Below are 17084 nucleotides of genomic sequence, written 5' to 3'. Positions count from 1 at the left end.
GTCTGGGAATTCAGCGCGTCGCCTACCAGGGGAGCACGCTGTCGAAATGGTATTGGCCGGAGGGCCCGTCGTCGGCAAGCGTGGCGAACCGCACGCTCAACCTCGCGCCTTCCTCCAGGCTCATATCGGCCGCAGTTCCGCCCATCTCGCTTCGCACCCATCCTGGATGGATGGAATTCACCTTGATCGGGGTGTCGCGCAGCTCGTGCGCCAGGTGCACGGTGAACGCATTGAGGGCAGTCTTTGATGCGTCGTAACCAAAAGCCTTGCTACCGCCAACGACCGACCCGTAGTCCGAGTGCAAAGTGAGCGAGCCGAGTACGCTCGACACGTTGACGATCCGGCCAGCGGCGCTTTTCCTGATCAGCGGAAGAAGCGTCTGGGTCAGTGCGACCGTCCCGAAGAAGTTAACGTCGAAGATCGAGCGCAACACGTCTTCAGCAAGGGTTGACGTGTTGTTGGCGACAGGATGGGACGCATCTTCGCTTTCCAGCCAGGTGCCGGCATTGTTGATCAGGATGTCGAGCTTGCCATGACGCGCCTCGATCATCGAGGCCGCGGTGTGTCGGCTGTCTCCAGCCGACACATCCAGCGCGACTCCCTCTGCGGAATATCCCTGACTCTGGACATCGGCTGCTACTGAGTTGGCTTTTGCCAGATCTCGTGCACCGATGATCACATGCACGCCGAGCCGTGCCAGTTGCCATACTGTTTCCCGTCCGATGCCACGGTTGCCACCGGTTACCAGGGCTACCTTGTGTGCGGACGGCAGGGTATTGAACTCTGCCATGTCAGTTTCCTGTCGCGCTTTTCATGATTACGAGGACACCGGTTCCAGTCCCCAATAGAAACGTTCCGTGTCGCGTCCCGCGAAATCCGGATCGACGTAGATATGCAGATGCGAGATCAAGTCGTCACGGAAGCGGAAGACGTTGCAGAAGCGACCGTCGGAGCGGCCCTTGACCGGCCATGGCGTACCGTCCTTCGCCACGCCACTTTCCCACCCTTCAACGACGACGTAGTCGCCAAATGGGATGTAGGTGTACTCCTCCTGGTAATGCTGGAGGCTCTGAACCTGTCCCAGTAGACCCTGCACGAAAGCGCCTACTGCCGCCTTGCCCGAGCGAGTGCCGAACTTGGGGAAATACAGTTCGACGTCGTCGGCGAACATGTTGATGATCGTCGTGTCGCCTGTGTCGCCCTTGCGGAAGTATTCCTTCACAAGGGCAATGCGCTTTTCAGTTTCGCTGGATGAACTCATTCTCTTTACTCTCCGTATGTAGGCGGCTGCCACGGCTCCGCTATAGAGCGCTGCTCTTCAATCGCCAACTGCTATTCTCCGCCCGCAATTATTCTGTGACCAGTACGCACTGCCTGGTAAGTATGAATGTGAGACGAGAAACTGATGGGTGTACCTGGACAGGCCAAAGCCGACCTCGTTGAGGCTGGACGGGTAAGGCGCATGGAAGACGCCCCAGAAGCGCTGCCTTGGGGCGAGTGAAGATCGGCCGATCCACTCGGCATTAGTCGATTTTCGCGACGGATGGGATAGTGTTTCCCATTTGGCGAAGAGCGCTTCGCATGAGATAGCGCATCCGTCTTCGACTCGAAGCAGAATTATTTTGAGCGGCGACCCACTGCTGCGATCCGGCTTGCCCGAGCCGTAGAAATCGCCGCGATATGGTCCATATTCTGCGTTCCCCATTGACAAACTGGACGAATGGCGCGACCGAGTCCTCTCCCAAATTCTTCCAGTTCGTACTCGACATGCGGTGGAATGGTATGGAAGTCGATGCGCCGCACAAGACCATCGCCAGTCATTTCCTTGAGTTGCTGGCTCAGCATTTTCTCGCTCACATCACCTACTAGCCGCCTCAGTTCGCTAAAGCGGAGGCGCTTGCCACTCATCAGATGAAAAAGGATCAGAAGTTTCCACTTCCCACCGACCAAGTCGAGTACCGCCTCCATGCCACAGGTGAACGGGCTTTCGGTCATTTGAATTTACTCCATTTTATACTTACTAAATAGTATGTACTAGAAATTAGTCTATCATGCCGTTACCATCTTCGGAAGACACGATCCCAGGAGATGCAAGCATGCGGATAGGGACTATTGGCGCTGGGCAGATTGCCCAGTCATTTGCCCGCAAAGCAGTTGATGCGGGCCACAACATCGTATTCAGCAACAGTCAGGGTCCAGACAGCCTGGTGTCCATGGTTGCGGAGTTTGGGCCGTTGGCGATGGCCGGCACGATTCAGGATGCATTGAATAGTCCTGTGGTCCTGCTCGCCGTGCCCTGGCCGAAAGTCGAGGCGATCCTTCAGGCGCTTCCGGCGTGGCACGGCCAGATCCTGATCGACCCGACGAACGCTTTCCACGGCGGCAATCCTTCAGGCGGCCTGGTCGATTTTCACGGTAGCAGTTCGAGCGAACGTGTCGCCGCGCTCGCGCCCGGAGCGCGTGTGGTCAAGGCACTCAACACGATATTCATGACGAACTTCGCAAAGGCACCCGTCTCCGGAGGGTTGCGGCGCGTCGCTTTCCTGTCCGGCGACGATCAGGAGGCCAGGGAAACTGTAGCGGGTCTCTTGCAGAGCTTCGGCTTTGCCCCTGTAGATCTCGGTTTGCTGCAAGTCGGCGGCCGTATTCAGGGTGTTGGTGCACCGATCGCTGGCCACGATTTCTTTCTGCCGTGGCCGGCGCCACGTTCGTTTCCTGCATTCAACGGCGAGCGGCAGGGGGCTACGCGATGAGCGGTTCGACGAATCTCTTGCGGCGCATCGTCCAGTACCGTTTCGGCGACCCGCGCGCGGTACTTCAAGTTGAGGACGATATCTCCGAACCTCCCCTTTCCGACGGCGAAGTTCGGGTGCGCGTGACACGCAGCATCATTCATCCCGGCGACCTGCAACTGGTGGAAGCCCGGTATTCACAATCTGCGTCCCCGATTCCTTTTGGCCGCGTACCGGGCCTGGAGGCCGCGGGCGTAGTCGAGGACGCAGCGCCTCACGCGCTCGACGGCACCGGGATCACGGTTGGTTCGCGAGTCGCCTTCTTTGCGCCGGGAGCCTGGCAGAGCCGGGCGGTTGTGCCGGCGGGCAGTCTTGTCGCCGTGCCCGACGACCTGCCCGACAGCGTGGCGACGCAAATACTGATCAACACGATCACGGCCCGGCACGTTCTCAGGGCCGGCCAGCGAGCGCTTTCAGCGACACCGCGCCGAATCGTGCAAACCGGCGCGGCGTCCGCAGTCGGCAAGCTCATCACCGCGTTCGCGCTGAAGGATGGGCTTGCGCCGATCCGGCTGGTCCGCTCGCCAGAAAGTGCCAGGCATCTGGCCGCGGTGCTGCCCGGCGGGGACATTGTCGATACGTCGTCCGGTGGCTGGCAGGACGCCGTCCGCAAGGCGGCGGGCGGTGACATTCCAGTCGTCTTCGACGGCCTGGGTGGTTCGTTGATCGGGGATATTGCCGCGTTGCTGAATATGGGCGGAACGGTTGTCTCTTACGGAGCGCTTGCCGGGCGGATGGCTGACCTGAACCTGTTCGTGCCGAGGGCGCTGACGTTGCGCAGTGTGACGCTCGGCACCTGGCGTAACGATACGACGCCGGAGGAGCACGGCGAGGACATGGCCGAGGCGATCCGCATTGCTCGCGCGGTCCCGCGAATTTATGCCGGCTATCGGGAGTTCGATCTGGCCGATCTCGATACCGCGATCGATGCCGTTTCGGCGCCGGGCAAGACCGGAAACGTCATTCTAAAATTCTGACCGAGGTACTGATGAGTTCATCGAACGATATCCTGTTTCAACCGATCAAGCTCGGCGAGGTCGAACTGCCGAACCGCATTGTCATGGCGTCGATGTCGAGGGCCCGGACGGAAAACCCGGGGCTGATCCCGATTCCGCTACAGGCTGAGTATTACCGCCAGCGCGCGTCGGCGGGGCTAATCATGAGCGAAGGCACCTGGCCGAACACCGACGCGATGGGTGCGATCCACGTGCCCGGGTTGTTCAACGAGAAGCAGGCCGAAGGCTGGAAGCAGGTGACCGATGCCGTGCATGATGCAGGCGGCCGGATCTTCGTACAACTCGGTCACTGCGGCGCGGCCTCGCATCCGGACCTGCTCGGCGGTGCACTGCCGCTCGCGCCGTCAGCCGTTGCGCTGGAACAGCCGGTGTTCACCCCAGGAGGCTTCAAGACGTCGCCCATACCGAAAGCGATGACGCTCGGCGACATCGCGCGCACGATCGGCGACTATGCCCATGCCACGCGGCTCGCGCAGAAGGCGGGCTTCGATGGTGTCGAGTTGCACGGCATCGTCAGCTATCTGCTTCCGGAGTTTCTGAACGACCGGTTCAATCTTCGGGAAGATCGCTACGGCGGTAGCATCGAGAATCGCGCCCGGTTCGTGCTCGAAATTCTCGAAGCGATGATTTCCGAATGGCGGCCGGGCCGGATCGGCCTCAAGCTCAGTCCCGCCTATCGCCAGGACAAGTTTCAGCCGACCGGGCAGACACTGGCGACCTATGAGTATCTGATTTCTCAGCTTTCAAAGCTGAAAATCGCATACCTGCAGCTTTATCACCCCGTCGGTGATCCGACCGGTACGCCCGTCGAAGCGCTGAAGGACGGGACAGTCCAGCATTTCCGCAAGTTCTACGATGGCCTGATCATGGCCAATGGCAGTTTGACGAAGGCGTCTGCGGAGACGCTCATCCAGTCGGGCGCCGCGAATCTGGCGTCGTTTGGTGCCCCTTTCGTCTCCAATCCTGATCTTGTCGAGCGTCTGCAGCACGGCATCCCGCTGGCACCGGCCGATCCCGACACGTATTACCAGGGTGGCCTCCGCGGTTATACGGACTATCCGAGAGCCCTCTGACGACGTATTTGTATGGCAAGCCCAATCGATGTCGCGTGATGGAGCGGCGGATCTTTGAGAGTGCAGCACAGTCTCTGGAAGTAAGCGATGAAACCTGATTATTCGGTTTATGGAATGGCCCTGTCGGTCTTCGACCTCGACCGTTCGGTCGAATGGTACACAGAAGTGCTGGGATTTACGCTTGTCAGAAGGACTCGCTTCGAGTCCGTCAACTCTGACCTCGCATTTCTCGAATGCAAGGGCATCCATCTGGAACTTATCAAGGGAGCGGAGAGCATCTGGATCGATGCACTTTTTGCAGAGCCGCCCGATCATTTGAAGCCAATCGGCAACAAGGCGCTGGTGATGCAGGTCGATGACATCAAGCGGGCTTCGCAGGATCTCGAGGATCGCGGCGTGACGATCGTCTGGCGCGAGCGGGTCATGGACGAAAACGGCACACTCAATACCATGTTCAGGGACCCGGACAGGAATCTTGTGAGTATCTTTCAGCGGTGAAGCGGTCCGTCTGATCACGAGCGGCCAAGTGCATCAGTCACCGAGTCAGGTAACGTCAACGGCAATACCGTGATCGCGCTGCGCGACAGCTCGCAGGACACGGCCAATCAGGTCGGCCAGGAAATCGCACGCCGCCACCTGAGCATCCAGCCGACGCTGACGGTACGGCCGGGGTTCCAGGTCAACGTGATGGTGAACAAGGACCTGGTGCTGCGGCCGTACCACCGCGAAGCACCTATGCGACACCTGGCGCGTCAAGCAACGGGAAGACGCAGCGACTGAAATTCAGCCTAAACATCACCCTATAAGGCCTTTCACCCCGCCGGAAATCGACACAAATGACTTGACGACGGACATTTTTTATGCGTCCGCGCCGCGTACGCCGGGCACGGACGAAAAAAAGCCCGCCTAAGTTGGCGGGCTGAATCCATATCAGAGGAGACATGGAGGAGACAGGAATCACTATATCGAAAACCCTGGTGTATTGCAATATGTAAAGTAGTGCGCACCCTGAATGTTGTCTCGATACAACACGCGATACGAGGTCGTACCGAAAACCGACCTCCCTCCTGTCCCTCGTTACGCCGGTACACAGCCGGCGCCATCAAGTCTTCGGGCCGGATCAGCGTCCCGCGCGCCGGGCCGCGACCTTGCCGAGCACGGCGAAATCGAGGTCCCCGTCGCCCTGCGCCACGGCTTCGAGCAGGCTGTCGTGCACCGCGCTCGCCACCGGCATCGGCGTGGATACGGCGTCGGCCGCCGCCAACGCCAGCCGCACGTCCTTGAGACCCAGGCGCGCCTTGAAAAGCGCGGGCTCGTAGCGCTGCTCGGCAATCATCCCGCCGTAGCCCGAATAGACCGGCCCCGGAAACGGCCCGCTCGTCACGACGTCGAGGAAATCGCGCATCGCCACGCCGTGTCCGGACAGAAACGCCGACGCCTCGCTGAGCGTCTCGACGGCCGAGGCCAGCATGAAATTCGACGCGAGCTTCATCACGTTCGCCTGCTGCGGCAGCGAGCCGATGCGCCAGGTCTTGTGACCGATCGCGTCGAGCACCGGCTGCACGCGGTCGATGGCCTCGGCCGCCCCCGCCGCGACGATGGTCAGCTTCGCCGCCCTCGCCACGTCCGGCCGGCCGAGCACCGGCGCGGCGACGTAATGCAGTCCGCGTTCGGCGTGCACGCGCGCCAGCTCGCTCGCGAGCGCGACCGAGATCGTCGCCATGTTGACGTGCACGATGCCGCGCGGCGCCTGCTCGAGCAGGCGCGCGTCGATCACTTCGTGCAGCGCGGCGTCGTCGGCCAGCATCGAGAAAACGGCATCGCCTGCGAAGGCTTCGAGCGGCGTCGCGACAATCTCCGCGCCCGCCGCGACGAGCGGCTGGGCACGCTGCGGCGAACGGTTCCACACGCGCACGCGGTGCCCCGCTTTCAGCATGTTTTCAACCATCGCGGTGCCCATTTCGCCGAGACCGATAAAACCAATGTCCATCGCACACTCCTTGACTGAGAGAACCGGCAGTAAAGCACAGCCGGAAAACAAATGCAGGGCGCCCCGGCAAATGCGGGGACGCGCGTGCTATCCGCCCATCATCTCATGCACGATGCCGGCGAGATTGCGCAGCCCCGCCGTCGCCGGCTCGCGCTCGACGACGCCGAAACATTCCGCGCGGCGAGGCGCAGGATCGACGAGCAAATTGCGCGCGTAGCGATCGCAGCGCTCGACAGGCAGCAGCCGGTCGGGGCCGACCACCTCGAACGCGGTGCCCACGGCGATGAAGACGTCGTCCATCGTCATCTCCATCTGCATCCGGTAGAGCTTCGCGTATTCGGGCGCAGCCTCGTTGAAGAACACGACGCCGGGCTTGACCGTCTCGACCTGCCCGCATTCGGGACACGGCGCGCTCGGGCTCAGCGTCGCGCCGCTCCTCGGGAAGCGCAAGTCGCAGGCCGTGCAGAGCAGCGAGACAGTGTCGCCGTGCAGATGGACGACCCCGCGCGCGCCGGCCCGCTCCAGCAGATCGTCGATGTTCTGCGTAACGAGCCTGACGCGCTCGCGTCCCCAGGTTTCCTGCCACTGCGCGAGCAGCCGGTGCGCCGCATTGGGTCCGGCACGCCCGATCTCGGCGATTCGCTCGTTGTAGAAGCGAAAGACCGCCTCGCGGTTGCGACGCCAGGTCATGAAGTTGCAGACCTCGTCGATGCTCGCGTTCGACCAGAGGCCGTCGCCGGTGCGAAACGTCGAGATGCCGCTTTCCGCGGACAGACCCGCGCCCGAAAAAACGTAGAGGCGGGGCAGACGAGCACCCGACGATCCTGCCGACATGCCTTCTCTCCCGAGCGCAACCGCGACTGTCACATGGTATCGCGGCCGGGCGGCATCGGTACGCTGCGCTTGCGCCGCGGCAGTGTGCGAAAGCGCCCATTGACGACGCCACGCGATGCCGGCTCGTGTGTCCTCGGACACACACGCCCCGTTGAGCCCGGTATTAAATGCAAGTGCCTTCAATTCCGATGACAAATGACACGGCACGAGGCCGTGGCGCAGAGCGCGCCGCTCGACAGGCGCCATCCTGCCCGACCGGTTCGGGCAGGCATCCATAGGGGAAAGTAACCGACATGAATTGCACCACGGGAGAGGAGCCGACGAGGCAGCCGCTCGCGATCGCGCTGCCCTGAAGAAACGACGGGGACATCCACCGATGCGCGGCATTCGCCGCAGCGCGCCTTCGACGGGCGCGAAAGCGCCGAAGCGAAATCGGCGCGCCCTCTGCTCGCCGCATCGCCTGCGAACGCCCCGTCCCGCTCAGGCCGAACCGATTCGCCCTCTCGTGTGGAGCGGGGCGCGGGCCGCCCGCTTCGACGCGACGAATCATGCGCGCCGAAACGTCCCGGCCCTTCGCCCCACCGCGTTCTACCGCCATGTCAGGCCATGGCGGCGGAAACGGAGCCGTCCGGACCCGCGCACCCGCGCCTGCGCCGCGACGGCTCCGATGTAGTAACGAGCATTGCTCGCCCGCTGTTTGCAGTTGGTGTTTCCGAAGTGGCAGTTCCTGCAACTCCCAGTCGGAGTTCTACGTGGCACTCGGCCCGGTTTCAAGGGGAGACCTCGGCCGACCATTTAGTTCCCCTATTTATCAGGAATCGGACCATCATGAAAAAGATCCATGCACTCTCGGCCGCAGTCGTCCTTTCGTTCGCGTCCGCCGCCGCCTTCGCGGGCGGCGGCAGCGGCGGATTCGGCAGCGTCAGCTCGCCTAACTCGGGCCTCGCCGCCGCCGGCATCAGCGCATCCGCCCTCAACTCGTCGTCGATCTCGAACGCCTCGGGCGGCTTCTCGGCCAGCCTGACGGCGCCCGGCCACATCGATGCGAGCGTGACGCAAGGCAACCAGTCGTTCTCGAACGCGAGCCTCACGTTCGGCGCGTCGCAGGAAAATAGCGTCGGCTACGCCAACACCTACGCCAACGACCCGAACGGCCAGCCCTACCAGACCGGCAGCACGACCACGAATACCTGGACCACCACGGCCGGCTTCACGACCGCGACCCAGACGGGCTCCGAGAACTTCTCGGACAGCGTGATCAACACGGCGTTCACGCCGGTGTCAGAAGGCGGCGGCTTCTTCAGTGGCGGCGGCGCGCAGAACTACGGCGGCTCGTTCAGCGACTACACGACGGGCTCGGGCAACGGGACCGCCACGGCCGACGGCGGCGCGGTACTGGCCGGCGTCGGTGTCGACGGCACCATCACGGGCGGCTTCCACTGGTAAGCACCAGGGCTCGAAAAGCCAAAGCAGAAAGCGTGGAGGGAGCGCTGGACCCCTCCCTCCACGCTCCGCAATCCGGAGAGAACACAAATGAACAAACTGAAGCTTGCGGTCGCCGCGGGGGCCATCTTCCTGGCGAGCGCCGCACACGCGCAGAGCGTCACCACCGGCACCGCCTCGACTTCGTCGCAATCCTCGAACGTGGCCAACACGGTGAACTTCCCCTCGGGGGGACCCATCAACTACAGCGGCGGCTACGACGTGCGGACCCCGCCGACGCTCTACGCGCCGGGGCTCGTCGCGTCCGTGACCGAAACCTGCTGGGGCTCGATTTCCGCGGGCGTGTCCGTGGTCGGCGTCGGCGTGACGGGCGGCGCGACGGTCAAGGACCTCGACTGCAACAAGCGCCTGAACGCGGCCGTGGCCTGGCGGATGGACCGCAAGGACATCGCGTTCAACATCATGTGTCAGGAGGACGATTTCCGCGACGCGGCCGCGCTCACCGACCATCCCTGCGGGCAGAAGCCGTCGTCCCCGCCGACGGCCTCGACGACGGGCCAGCCGCTGCAGACGGCGGTCGTCGACCACAGCATGGAGCCCACCGACCCGTTCGTGCGCGCGCGCGAAAACCTGCCGCCGCTGCCCAGCACGTCGACGACGACCGTGCACTAGCGCAACCGCAAACCGATGAAGAAGCGAATGGAAAAGGAGAAGTAAAAATGCTTCTCCTTTTCATTTAATCGATCGCCCGAATCCGCATACGCCACGCGCCGCGCATCGGCGAATCGCCCTGCGCCGCGCACCCGTCCCGCCCGCGGGCAACGATTCGCCACGCGCTCTACAATGCCGACAGGCGCGAACCTTCGCGCCGCCTGACAGCACACCACGCGCCTGCCGTTCGCGTCCGTCGGCCGCGCTTCTCCCCCGCGGCGATCGCCGCCGACACGCCGTGCCGCATGGTGTTCCGCCTTCGTCCGGCCTCACCGCTCGGGAACAGATCGATGCAAGATTCGGAAGTCGCGCCGCGTTCAGCCGGCGCTTTCATCGCCGTCACACTGGCGTTTCTGATCAACATGATGGGCACGACGCTGCCGACGTCGATTTACGCCTTTTATCAGCAACGGTACGGCTTCACGACGCCGATCATCACCGTGATCTACGCGTCCTACGCGATCGGCGTGCTCGGCGCGCTGCTGCTCGCGGGCAACTGGTCCGACCAGGTCGGGCGCCGGCGCATGCTGATCGCGGGGCTCGTCGTCTCCGCCGCGTCGGGCATCACGTTCCTGCTCAGCAACGGGCTCTACGCGCTCATGCTCGGACGTCTGCTCTCCGGCATCTCGGCGGGCATTTTCACGGGCACCGCGTCGGTGGCCGTGATGGAGCTCGTGCCACTGAAGTGGCAACCTCACGCGCCGTTTGCCGCGACCGCGTCGAACATGCTCGGCCTGGGCCTCGGCCCGCTGCTGAGCGGCGTGCTCGTACAGGCGCTGCCCTTGCCGATGCGCATTCCCTACGTCGCGCATCTGCTGCTCGTGGCCGCGGCGCTGATCGGCGTGTGGGGCATCCCGCAGATCGCGCCGCGCGGCGGACGCATCCGCTTCCAGGTGCAGCGTCTGTCGCTGCCGCACGAAGTGCGCGGCGCATTCATCCCGGCGGCGATCGCGGGGTTCGCGGGCTTCGTCGTCGTGGGCTTCTTCGCCGCCGTCGTGCCGCAACTCGTGCGAGTCGTGTTCGGCTATCACAACGGCCTGCTCATCGGCGCCATCGTGTTCCTGCTGTTCGCCTGCTCGGCGCTGGGCCAGCGCGTGCAGGCCAACCTTGCGGACCGGTGGCGCCAGCCGGCGGGCTGCATCGGGCTCATCGCCGGACTCGTCGGCGTCGCGCTGTGCGTGCCCGAGCGCTCGCTCGGCGCGCTGCTCGTCGGCACCGTGCTGGCCGGCATCGGCCAGGGCATCAGCTTCCGCGCCGGCCTCGGCGACATCGTCGCCGCCAGCCCCGTGCAGCGGCGCGCCGAAGTCACGTCGCTGTTCTTCGTGGTGCTCTACGTCGCGATCTCGCTGCCCGTCATCGGGCTCGGCGTCGCGGTGCAGATGGCCGGCATCCGCTGGGCCACGCTGATGTTCTCGGCCTCGACGATCGTGCTCGTGCTTTTCGCCCTGCTCTTTCTGGTGTTCGGCCGCGGCGGACGCGCCGATCCCGCGAAGATGGCCTAAGGCGGCCAACAAGCAGCGACGAAAGCGGCGACGATTATGTGATCCGCCGGGCGGACTCAGGAACGCCGGCCCGTGCGCCCGCCCGCCACGCGCACGGGCAACCAGCGGCCGACGCGCCTGAACAGCGCGTCGCGCGGCGACTCGGCGAATTGCCAGGCCACGAGCCCCGGCACGAAGATCAGCAGATCGCGAATGCGTCTCGCCCCCGCAAGCGCGAGACAGGTCGGCGGCGGCAACCCGAAGGCCGCGCCGATAACCACGAACCCGCCCTCCTGCACGCCCAGGCCGCCCGGCACGAAAAAGGCCGCGCTGCTGACGGCCTGGATCAGCGATTCGATGACGACGGCCTCGACGAGGCTCACGTGCGCGCCGAGAAAGTACAGGGCCAGCCAGAGTTCGAGGGCGGTGCCGACGCATTGCAGCGGCTGCCAGATGAACAGGTAGCGCAGCACGACGCCGTGCCGGCGCCAGATCAGCCGGATCGACTGGTCGATCTGCGCGGACGGGCCGATCAGCGCGACCAGTTGGCCGCTCGTCACGCGGTCGAGCAGCCGCGCGAGGCGCTCGAACGGCCGCGCGTGCTGGAGCAGCACGAACAGCAGGAGCACGGGCGTGAGCGCGGCGACGCCCCAGGCCAGATCGCCCGCGAGCCGCCAGGCGCCCGAGGCCGACTGCGTCAGCAGATAGCCGATGCCGGCCATCGTGAACAGTAGTTGGCTCGCCAGCGTGAGCTGGATGTCGGCGACGAGGCTGGCCGCCGCAACGGACGGGCGCACGCCCTGACGCCGCATGAGCCGGAACGAAACGATCTCGCCGCCGATGCGCGCCACCGGCAGCATGCCGTTCACCGATTCGCGAATCCACACGAGCTTGAGCATCGCGCCGAGGCCGGGCCGGCCCGCGCCGCGAATCAGCGTCTGCCAGTCGCGCGCGTTCGCGAGCATCGGCAGGACGTGCGCGAGACCCGCGAGCACGAGACCCGCGCCGGCCGCGCGCATCAGCGCGAGCACGGTGCCCGGATTGTCACGGCAGACGAGCCAGAGCGAAACCGCGAGCCCCGCCAGCGCCGCCATGCGTCCCATATGCTTCATCGCGCCTTCACCGTCTTCGGAACCGCGCCCGCCTGTCCTCGCGCCCGTCGTGGCCTGCCGGCCGTTCCGGCAACGCGCGGCTCGGCCCGTACGCCGGGCCGGCCCGTCTGGTCGAACAATCGGCGTCGCGTGCTAACGGTCCTCGATCGGGGACAGCCGTCCCTCGCTATCCACGTTGAAACTGAAACCGCGCCAACTCACGCGCCGCGAGCAGAAGCTGGCCACGAAAACGCCGAACGACGCGATATCCCATAGCGCCGGCAGCCACCAGGCGCTGCGGCGCGTCGACAGCGCGCGATCGGCCTGCCGCTTCAGCGCGAGCTGTGCGAGCACGGCAAGCGGAACGGCGGGCCAGCTCCACGCGGCCGCCCCGGACAGCAGCACGGCCAGCACCGAGAGCGCGACCGGATGCATCAGCGCCGAACCGAGGTGGCCGAGCGGATCGATGGCCCGGATCGTGCGGCCCCAGCGCAGTTTGTGCCCGACGAGGCAAGCCGCGTCGCGTTCGACGCAGGCGTGCGAGATGACGAACGGCGGAATGACGATCTTCTCGCCGGCGTTGCGCACCGCCCGGCCGATTTCATAGTCTTCGGCGAGGTGATGGACGAACGGCTCGAAACCGCCGATCCTGTCGAGCGTCGAGCGGCGCATGGCGATCGTCGGCCCGAGGCACGGATGCGCGAGCTTCAGCGAAACGCCGGCCACGACGCCCGGAATGAACTGGTAGTTGACCGAAACCGACGAAAGGAGGGACCAGCAGCCCGGCGCCGGCTCGCCGCGATAGGCACAGGTCACGAGCCCGACGTCCGGCTGCTCGAGCGCGCCGACGGCGTGGCGCAGCCAGGACGGGCCGACGCTCACGTCGCTGTCGGCGAAGACGAACACGTCGTGCCGCGCCTGCGGCAGCATGTTGAGGATGTTGCTGATCTTCCGGTTGGGCCCGTAAAGGCGCGCGTCGGCCACGACGTCGATGTGCGCGTCCGGATAGAGCTGCCGGATCGTCTCGACGACGCGCAACGCGGGGTCCGACGAGTCGTGGACCCCGAACAGGAACTGCACGGGCCCTGCGTAATCCTGCTGAAAGAAACTCTCGAGATTGCGCTGCAACGACCACTCGTCGCCGTGCAGCGGCCTCACGACCGTGACGGACGGACAGTTCGCGGGCTCGACGGGCTCGCGCGCGAAGAATCGGCGGACCAGCACGCCGGCCAGCAGGGTATAGATGCACCCCAGCAGCGCGGCCGTCCCGCAGAGCATGGCGAGCCCCTGCGCCAGGAGGCGCACCGCCGGCCACGCGCCGTCGCGAACGACGAGCGCCGCGGCCGAAACCAGCACGACCAGCAGGACCAGCCAGCCGAACCGGGCGATGCCGGCATAACCCGCGCGCTTTTCCGGCTCCGCGCCGGTGGAATGGACACTGCTCATGCGGCGTTCCACCCGCCACGGGAAAACCGCCAGGACCCTGCTTTCATGAATCGCTCCGACAACCTTCGGTTAAGTCAAGGCGGACCGGCTGCCGCCCCCGGCCGGCCGATCCGCAACGCAACTGCATGCAACGTTCTGACCCGCGCATCGCCCGTGCCCGGGCGGCATGCGCGGCAAGGATCGTCGGTCAACGGCTCGCCATCGCGAAGAGCCGACGATTGAAGCGCAGGTGAAGAATGACCAGCTCCCGCCGCGGGCAGGCCGGCCGAATCAGGACCGTTTCGACGGACGAGCCGCCGATCGTCACCTGGCGGCCGGCCAGCGCCGAACGAAACGCGCTGCGCGCCGCCAGCCTGACGATCAGCACGGCGCAGGCTACCGCGATCAACACTCCAAAGCGAAATGTAAGGGACTGGAAGATGCCGTCGGACACGCCCATCGCGAGCGCCAACGACATGAGCGCATCGATGAACGCCGCCGTCAACGAAGCTGCCAGAAGATAAGCGCGCAGCATGTCTATCATGGACGCTTTCATAAGTCTGTTCAACACCGGGTGAAAGACAGAAGATCCGCGGCTTCTTTCACTTTCCTTCCAGCGGCGGGGCGGAAAATCGCGGCGATGGTACAGACAGAACCTGAAGAAACCCTTAAGCAATCCGATCGCGCGTTCCGGCCGCCGCGCTGAAGCGCCGGCGCGGCGGGACAGCGGAGCATGGAACGTCGATGGTCTTACTCAAGCATTCTCCCGGCCGAAGATGACGGTTTGATTGGCAGGCCGGGCTGCAACGGCACCGCCGCGGGCCGGATCGGCGGGCGGCAGAAGAGAGGGAGAAGGGAAGACGGACGCCGGCGTCAGCGCGGAAAAAGACAGGTCGGCATGTGCACGTGCAGGTTCGGGTCTCCGCACGGCTGTCCCGCGTAATCGACCCGCTGATCCGTCTGCCGCACGGCCGCCGTCGTCCGCTCGCCCCCGGCCGCCTGGGCCGAGGGTGCCGGTCGCACCGATTGCGCCGATTGCGCCGATTGCGCCGGGCTCAGAGTGCTGCACCCGGCAAGCGCCGCGCCGAAGAGCGCGACGACGATCAGCCGTTTCGCGGACCGCCGCCGCTTCGCGGCGCACGCCTCGTCGGCCGGAGAACGGGAAGCACTACAGTCTGATGTGTTCACGACGACTCTCGAATCTCGCCGCAAGAGGCGCCCGACGATGCGGGCGCGCGCTCGCGTCACGGAAAGCGGGAGTCGGTCGATCCGGCTCCCTACGCGACCATTGTTGGATCGGGAGCCTTAGCGCGACATGACGGGAAGATTTCTTTTTTGAAATCCGGGGCGGATCCCCTCACTCCACCGTCACGGACTTCGCGAGATTGCGCGGCTTGTCGACGTCGGTGCCGAGCTCGCAGGCCGTATGGTAAGCGAGCAGTTGCAGCGGCACGACGTGCAGGATCGGCGAGAGCAGGCCGTAGTGCTCCGGCATGCGGATCACCTGAATGCCGTCCTCGCTCACGATGTGCGTGCCCGCGTCGGCGAACACGTAGAGCTTGCCGCCGCGCGCGCGCACTTCCTGCATGTTCGACTTGAGCTTTTCGAGCAGCGCGTCGTTCGGCGCGACCGTCACGACCGGCATCGCCTCGGTGACGAGCGCGAGCGGCCCGTGCTTGAGTTCGCCGGCCGGGTAGGCCTCCGCGTGAATGTAGGAGATTTCCTTGAGCTTGAGCGCCCCTTCGAGCGCGATCGGATAGTGCAGGCCGCGGCCGAGGAACAGCGCATGCTCGCGGCGCGCGAACTCGGCCGACCACGCGATGATCTGCGGCTCCAGCGCCAGCACGCCGTTGAGCGCCGCCGGCAGGTGCCGCAACTGCTTCAGGTAGCTGGCCTCGTCGGCCGCGCTCACGTGCCCGCGCAGCCGGCCGAGCGTCACGGCCAGCGTGAACAGCGCCACGAGCTGCGTCGTGAAGGCCTTCGTCGAGGCGACGCCGATCTCGGTGCCCGCGTGCGTCAGGAAGCGAAGCTCGGTGAGCCGCACCATCGCGCTCGTCGCGACGTTGCACACGGCGAGCGTGTGCGTATGGCCGAGCGACTGCGCGTGCCTGAGCGCCGCGATCGTATCGGCCGTCTCGCCCGACTGCGAAATGGCGATCACGAGCGTGCGCGGGTTCGGCACCGATTCGCGGTAGCGGTATTCGCTCGCGATCTCCACCTCGGTACGGATCTTCGCGACCGACTCCAGCCAGTATTTCGCCGTCAGGCCCGAGTAGTAGCTCGTGCCGCACGCGAGAATCAGCACGCTGTCGATGTCGCGGAACACCGCCTCGGCGCGCTCGCCGAAAAGGCCCGGCACGAACGCGTCGGTGGCGAGGATCGTGTCGCCGATCGCGCGCGGCTGCTCGAAGATTTCCTTCTGCATGTAGTGGCGATACGGGCCGAGGTCGACGGCGCTGCCGTAGGCCTGCACCTCGCGCACCTCGCGCCGCGCCGCGTTGCCGTGGCGGTCCGCCACGCGCACCGCGTCGAGCGTGAGTTCGCAGACGTCGCCTTCGTCGAGAAAGATGAAGCGGTCGGTGCTGCCGGCGAGCGCCAGCGCGTCGGAGGCGAGGAAGTTCTCGCCGTTGCCGAGGCCGACGACGAGCGGCGAGCCCGCGCGCGCGCCGACCACCGTGTGCGGCTGGTCCCGGTGCATGACGGCGATCGCGTAGGCGCCGTGCAGTTGCCGCACGGCCGCGATGACGGCCGCGAACAGGTCGCCCGCGTAATGGCTGTGGATCAGGTGCGCGACGACCTCGGTGTCGGTCTGCGAGACGAATTCGTAGCCCTTCGCGCGCAGCGCTTCGCGCAGTACCTCGTAGTTCTCGATGATGCCGTTGTGCACGATCACGAGCGCATCGCGCGAGGCGATCGGATGCGCGTTGTTGACGGTCGGCGCGCCGTGCGTCGCCCAGCGCGTGTGCGCGATGCCGCTCACGCCTTCGAAATGGGCTTCGCGCACCTGCCCGTCGAGGTCGGCGACGCGCGCGACGCTGCGCACGCGCTGCGGCCCGTCGGCGCCGAGCACGGCCACGCCGCACGAGTCGTAGCCGCGATATTCGAGGCGCCGCAGCCCTTCGATCAGGACGGGGACGATGTTACGTTGCGCAACCGCGCCGACAATGCCGCACATGGAAATCGATCCTTTGCAAATGAGGGGGCGCGGGCCGCCACGCGAAACGCGCC

Annotated in this window: 17 protein-coding genes and 1 pseudogene; 8 read left to right on the top strand and 10 right to left on the bottom strand. The window is 65.3% G+C overall.

Annotated elements, in window-relative coordinates; translation table 11 throughout:
• Nucleotides 1-22: 22 nt before the first annotated feature.
• The 3 genes from CY652_RS19895 to CY652_RS19885 all read right to left on the bottom strand — a co-directional run bounded on the left by CY652_RS19895 (nucleotide 23) and on the right by CY652_RS19885 (nucleotide 1995).
• Nucleotides 23-790 carry an SDR family oxidoreductase gene (locus CY652_RS19895; RefSeq protein ID WP_102132434.1) on the bottom strand — a complete coding sequence of 256 codons (768 nt, stop codon included), beginning with the start codon at nucleotides 788-790 and terminating at the stop codon, nucleotides 23-25.
• A gap of 27 nt (nucleotides 791-817) precedes the next feature.
• On the bottom strand, nucleotides 818-1261 hold the full coding sequence (locus CY652_RS19890) for a nuclear transport factor 2 family protein (RefSeq protein WP_102132433.1): 444 nt from the start codon (nucleotides 1259-1261) through the stop codon (nucleotides 818-820).
• A gap of 356 nt (nucleotides 1262-1617) precedes the next feature.
• Nucleotides 1618-1995 carry a winged helix-turn-helix transcriptional regulator gene (locus tag CY652_RS19885; protein WP_102132432.1) on the bottom strand — a complete coding sequence of 126 codons (378 nt, stop codon included), beginning with the start codon at nucleotides 1993-1995 and terminating at the stop codon, nucleotides 1618-1620.
• A 101-nt stretch (nucleotides 1996-2096) separates the two neighbouring features.
• On the opposite strand from CY652_RS19885, the gene CY652_RS19880 reads away from it, so the two are divergent.
• The 5 genes and pseudogenes from CY652_RS19880 to CY652_RS19860 all read left to right on the top strand — a co-directional run.
• A complete protein-coding gene (locus CY652_RS19880) occupies nucleotides 2097-2753 on the top strand; it encodes an NADPH-dependent F420 reductase (protein WP_102132431.1) in 657 nt (218 codons plus the stop codon).
• Nucleotides 2750-3769 carry an alcohol dehydrogenase catalytic domain-containing protein gene (locus CY652_RS19875; RefSeq protein ID WP_102132430.1) on the top strand — a complete coding sequence of 340 codons (1020 nt, stop codon included), beginning with the start codon at nucleotides 2750-2752 and terminating at the stop codon, nucleotides 3767-3769. Before CY652_RS19880 ends, CY652_RS19875 begins: the two co-directional genes overlap by 4 nt.
• 11 nt (nucleotides 3770-3780) lie before the next feature.
• A complete protein-coding gene (locus tag CY652_RS19870; RefSeq protein WP_102132429.1) occupies nucleotides 3781-4881 on the top strand; it encodes an alkene reductase in 1101 nt (366 codons plus the stop codon).
• Nucleotides 4882-4968: 87 nt separating this feature from the next.
• Complete coding sequence (locus CY652_RS19865) at nucleotides 4969-5379, top strand: VOC family protein (RefSeq protein ID WP_102132428.1); 411 nt, start codon at nucleotides 4969-4971, stop codon at nucleotides 5377-5379.
• A 33-nt stretch (nucleotides 5380-5412) separates the two neighbouring features.
• A pseudogene (locus CY652_RS19860) lies at nucleotides 5413-5661 on the top strand (TrbI/VirB10 family protein); the annotation flags it as partial.
• Nucleotides 5662-6001: 340 nt separating this feature from the next.
• On the opposite strand, the gene CY652_RS19855 reads toward CY652_RS19860, so the two are convergent.
• On the bottom strand, nucleotides 6002-6871 hold the full coding sequence (locus tag CY652_RS19855) for an NAD(P)-dependent oxidoreductase (RefSeq protein WP_102132427.1): 870 nt from the start codon (nucleotides 6869-6871) through the stop codon (nucleotides 6002-6004).
• An 87-nt stretch (nucleotides 6872-6958) separates the two neighbouring features.
• On the bottom strand, nucleotides 6959-7705 hold the full coding sequence (locus tag CY652_RS19850; protein WP_102132426.1) for an SIR2 family NAD-dependent protein deacylase: 747 nt from the start codon (nucleotides 7703-7705) through the stop codon (nucleotides 6959-6961).
• 828 nt (nucleotides 7706-8533) lie between these two features.
• Here CY652_RS19850 and CY652_RS19845 point away from each other — a divergent pair.
• The 3 genes from CY652_RS19845 (at nucleotide 8534) to CY652_RS19835 (ending at nucleotide 11361) form a co-directional block, all read left to right on the top strand.
• Entirely contained in the window at nucleotides 8534-9151 is a 618-nt protein-coding gene (locus tag CY652_RS19845) for a hypothetical protein (protein WP_102132425.1), read from the top strand.
• Nucleotides 9152-9238: 87 nt separating this feature from the next.
• On the top strand, nucleotides 9239-9820 hold the full coding sequence (locus tag CY652_RS19840; protein WP_102132424.1) for a hypothetical protein: 582 nt from the start codon (nucleotides 9239-9241) through the stop codon (nucleotides 9818-9820).
• A gap of 329 nt (nucleotides 9821-10149) precedes the next feature.
• Complete coding sequence (locus CY652_RS19835) at nucleotides 10150-11361, top strand: MFS transporter (protein ID WP_102132423.1); 1212 nt, start codon at nucleotides 10150-10152, stop codon at nucleotides 11359-11361.
• Nucleotides 11362-11417: 56 nt separating this feature from the next.
• Here CY652_RS19835 and CY652_RS19830 read toward each other — a convergent pair whose 3' ends face one another.
• The 5 genes from CY652_RS19830 to glmS all read right to left on the bottom strand — a co-directional run bounded on the left by CY652_RS19830 (nucleotide 11418) and on the right by glmS (nucleotide 17031).
• On the bottom strand, nucleotides 11418-12452 hold the full coding sequence (locus tag CY652_RS19830; protein WP_102132422.1) for a lysylphosphatidylglycerol synthase domain-containing protein: 1035 nt from the start codon (nucleotides 12450-12452) through the stop codon (nucleotides 11418-11420).
• 132 nt (nucleotides 12453-12584) lie between these two features.
• Nucleotides 12585-13820, bottom strand: a complete 1236-nt coding sequence (hpnI, locus tag CY652_RS19825) for a bacteriohopanetetrol glucosamine biosynthesis glycosyltransferase HpnI (protein ID WP_374703682.1) — start codon at nucleotides 13818-13820, stop codon at nucleotides 12585-12587.
• A gap of 244 nt (nucleotides 13821-14064) precedes the next feature.
• Entirely contained in the window at nucleotides 14065-14400 is a 336-nt protein-coding gene (locus CY652_RS19820) for a hypothetical protein (RefSeq protein ID WP_146010156.1), read from the bottom strand.
• A gap of 329 nt (nucleotides 14401-14729) precedes the next feature.
• Nucleotides 14730-15044 carry a hypothetical protein gene (locus CY652_RS24190; RefSeq protein ID WP_146010155.1) on the bottom strand — a complete coding sequence of 105 codons (315 nt, stop codon included), beginning with the start codon at nucleotides 15042-15044 and terminating at the stop codon, nucleotides 14730-14732.
• Nucleotides 15045-15213: 169 nt separating this feature from the next.
• The gene (glmS, locus tag CY652_RS19815; protein ID WP_102132420.1) at nucleotides 15214-17031 is read right to left on the bottom strand and encodes a glutamine--fructose-6-phosphate transaminase (isomerizing); all 1818 of its coding nucleotides are present in this window, start codon (nucleotides 17029-17031) and stop codon (nucleotides 15214-15216) included.
• Between the last annotated feature and the right edge of the window lie 53 nt (nucleotides 17032-17084).

Origin of the sequence: Burkholderia sp. WAC0059, assembly GCF_002870125.1 — a bacterium.
Classification (GTDB): domain Bacteria; phylum Pseudomonadota; class Gammaproteobacteria; order Burkholderiales; family Burkholderiaceae; genus Paraburkholderia.
This window is presented reverse-complemented; position numbering and strand designations above follow the sequence as displayed.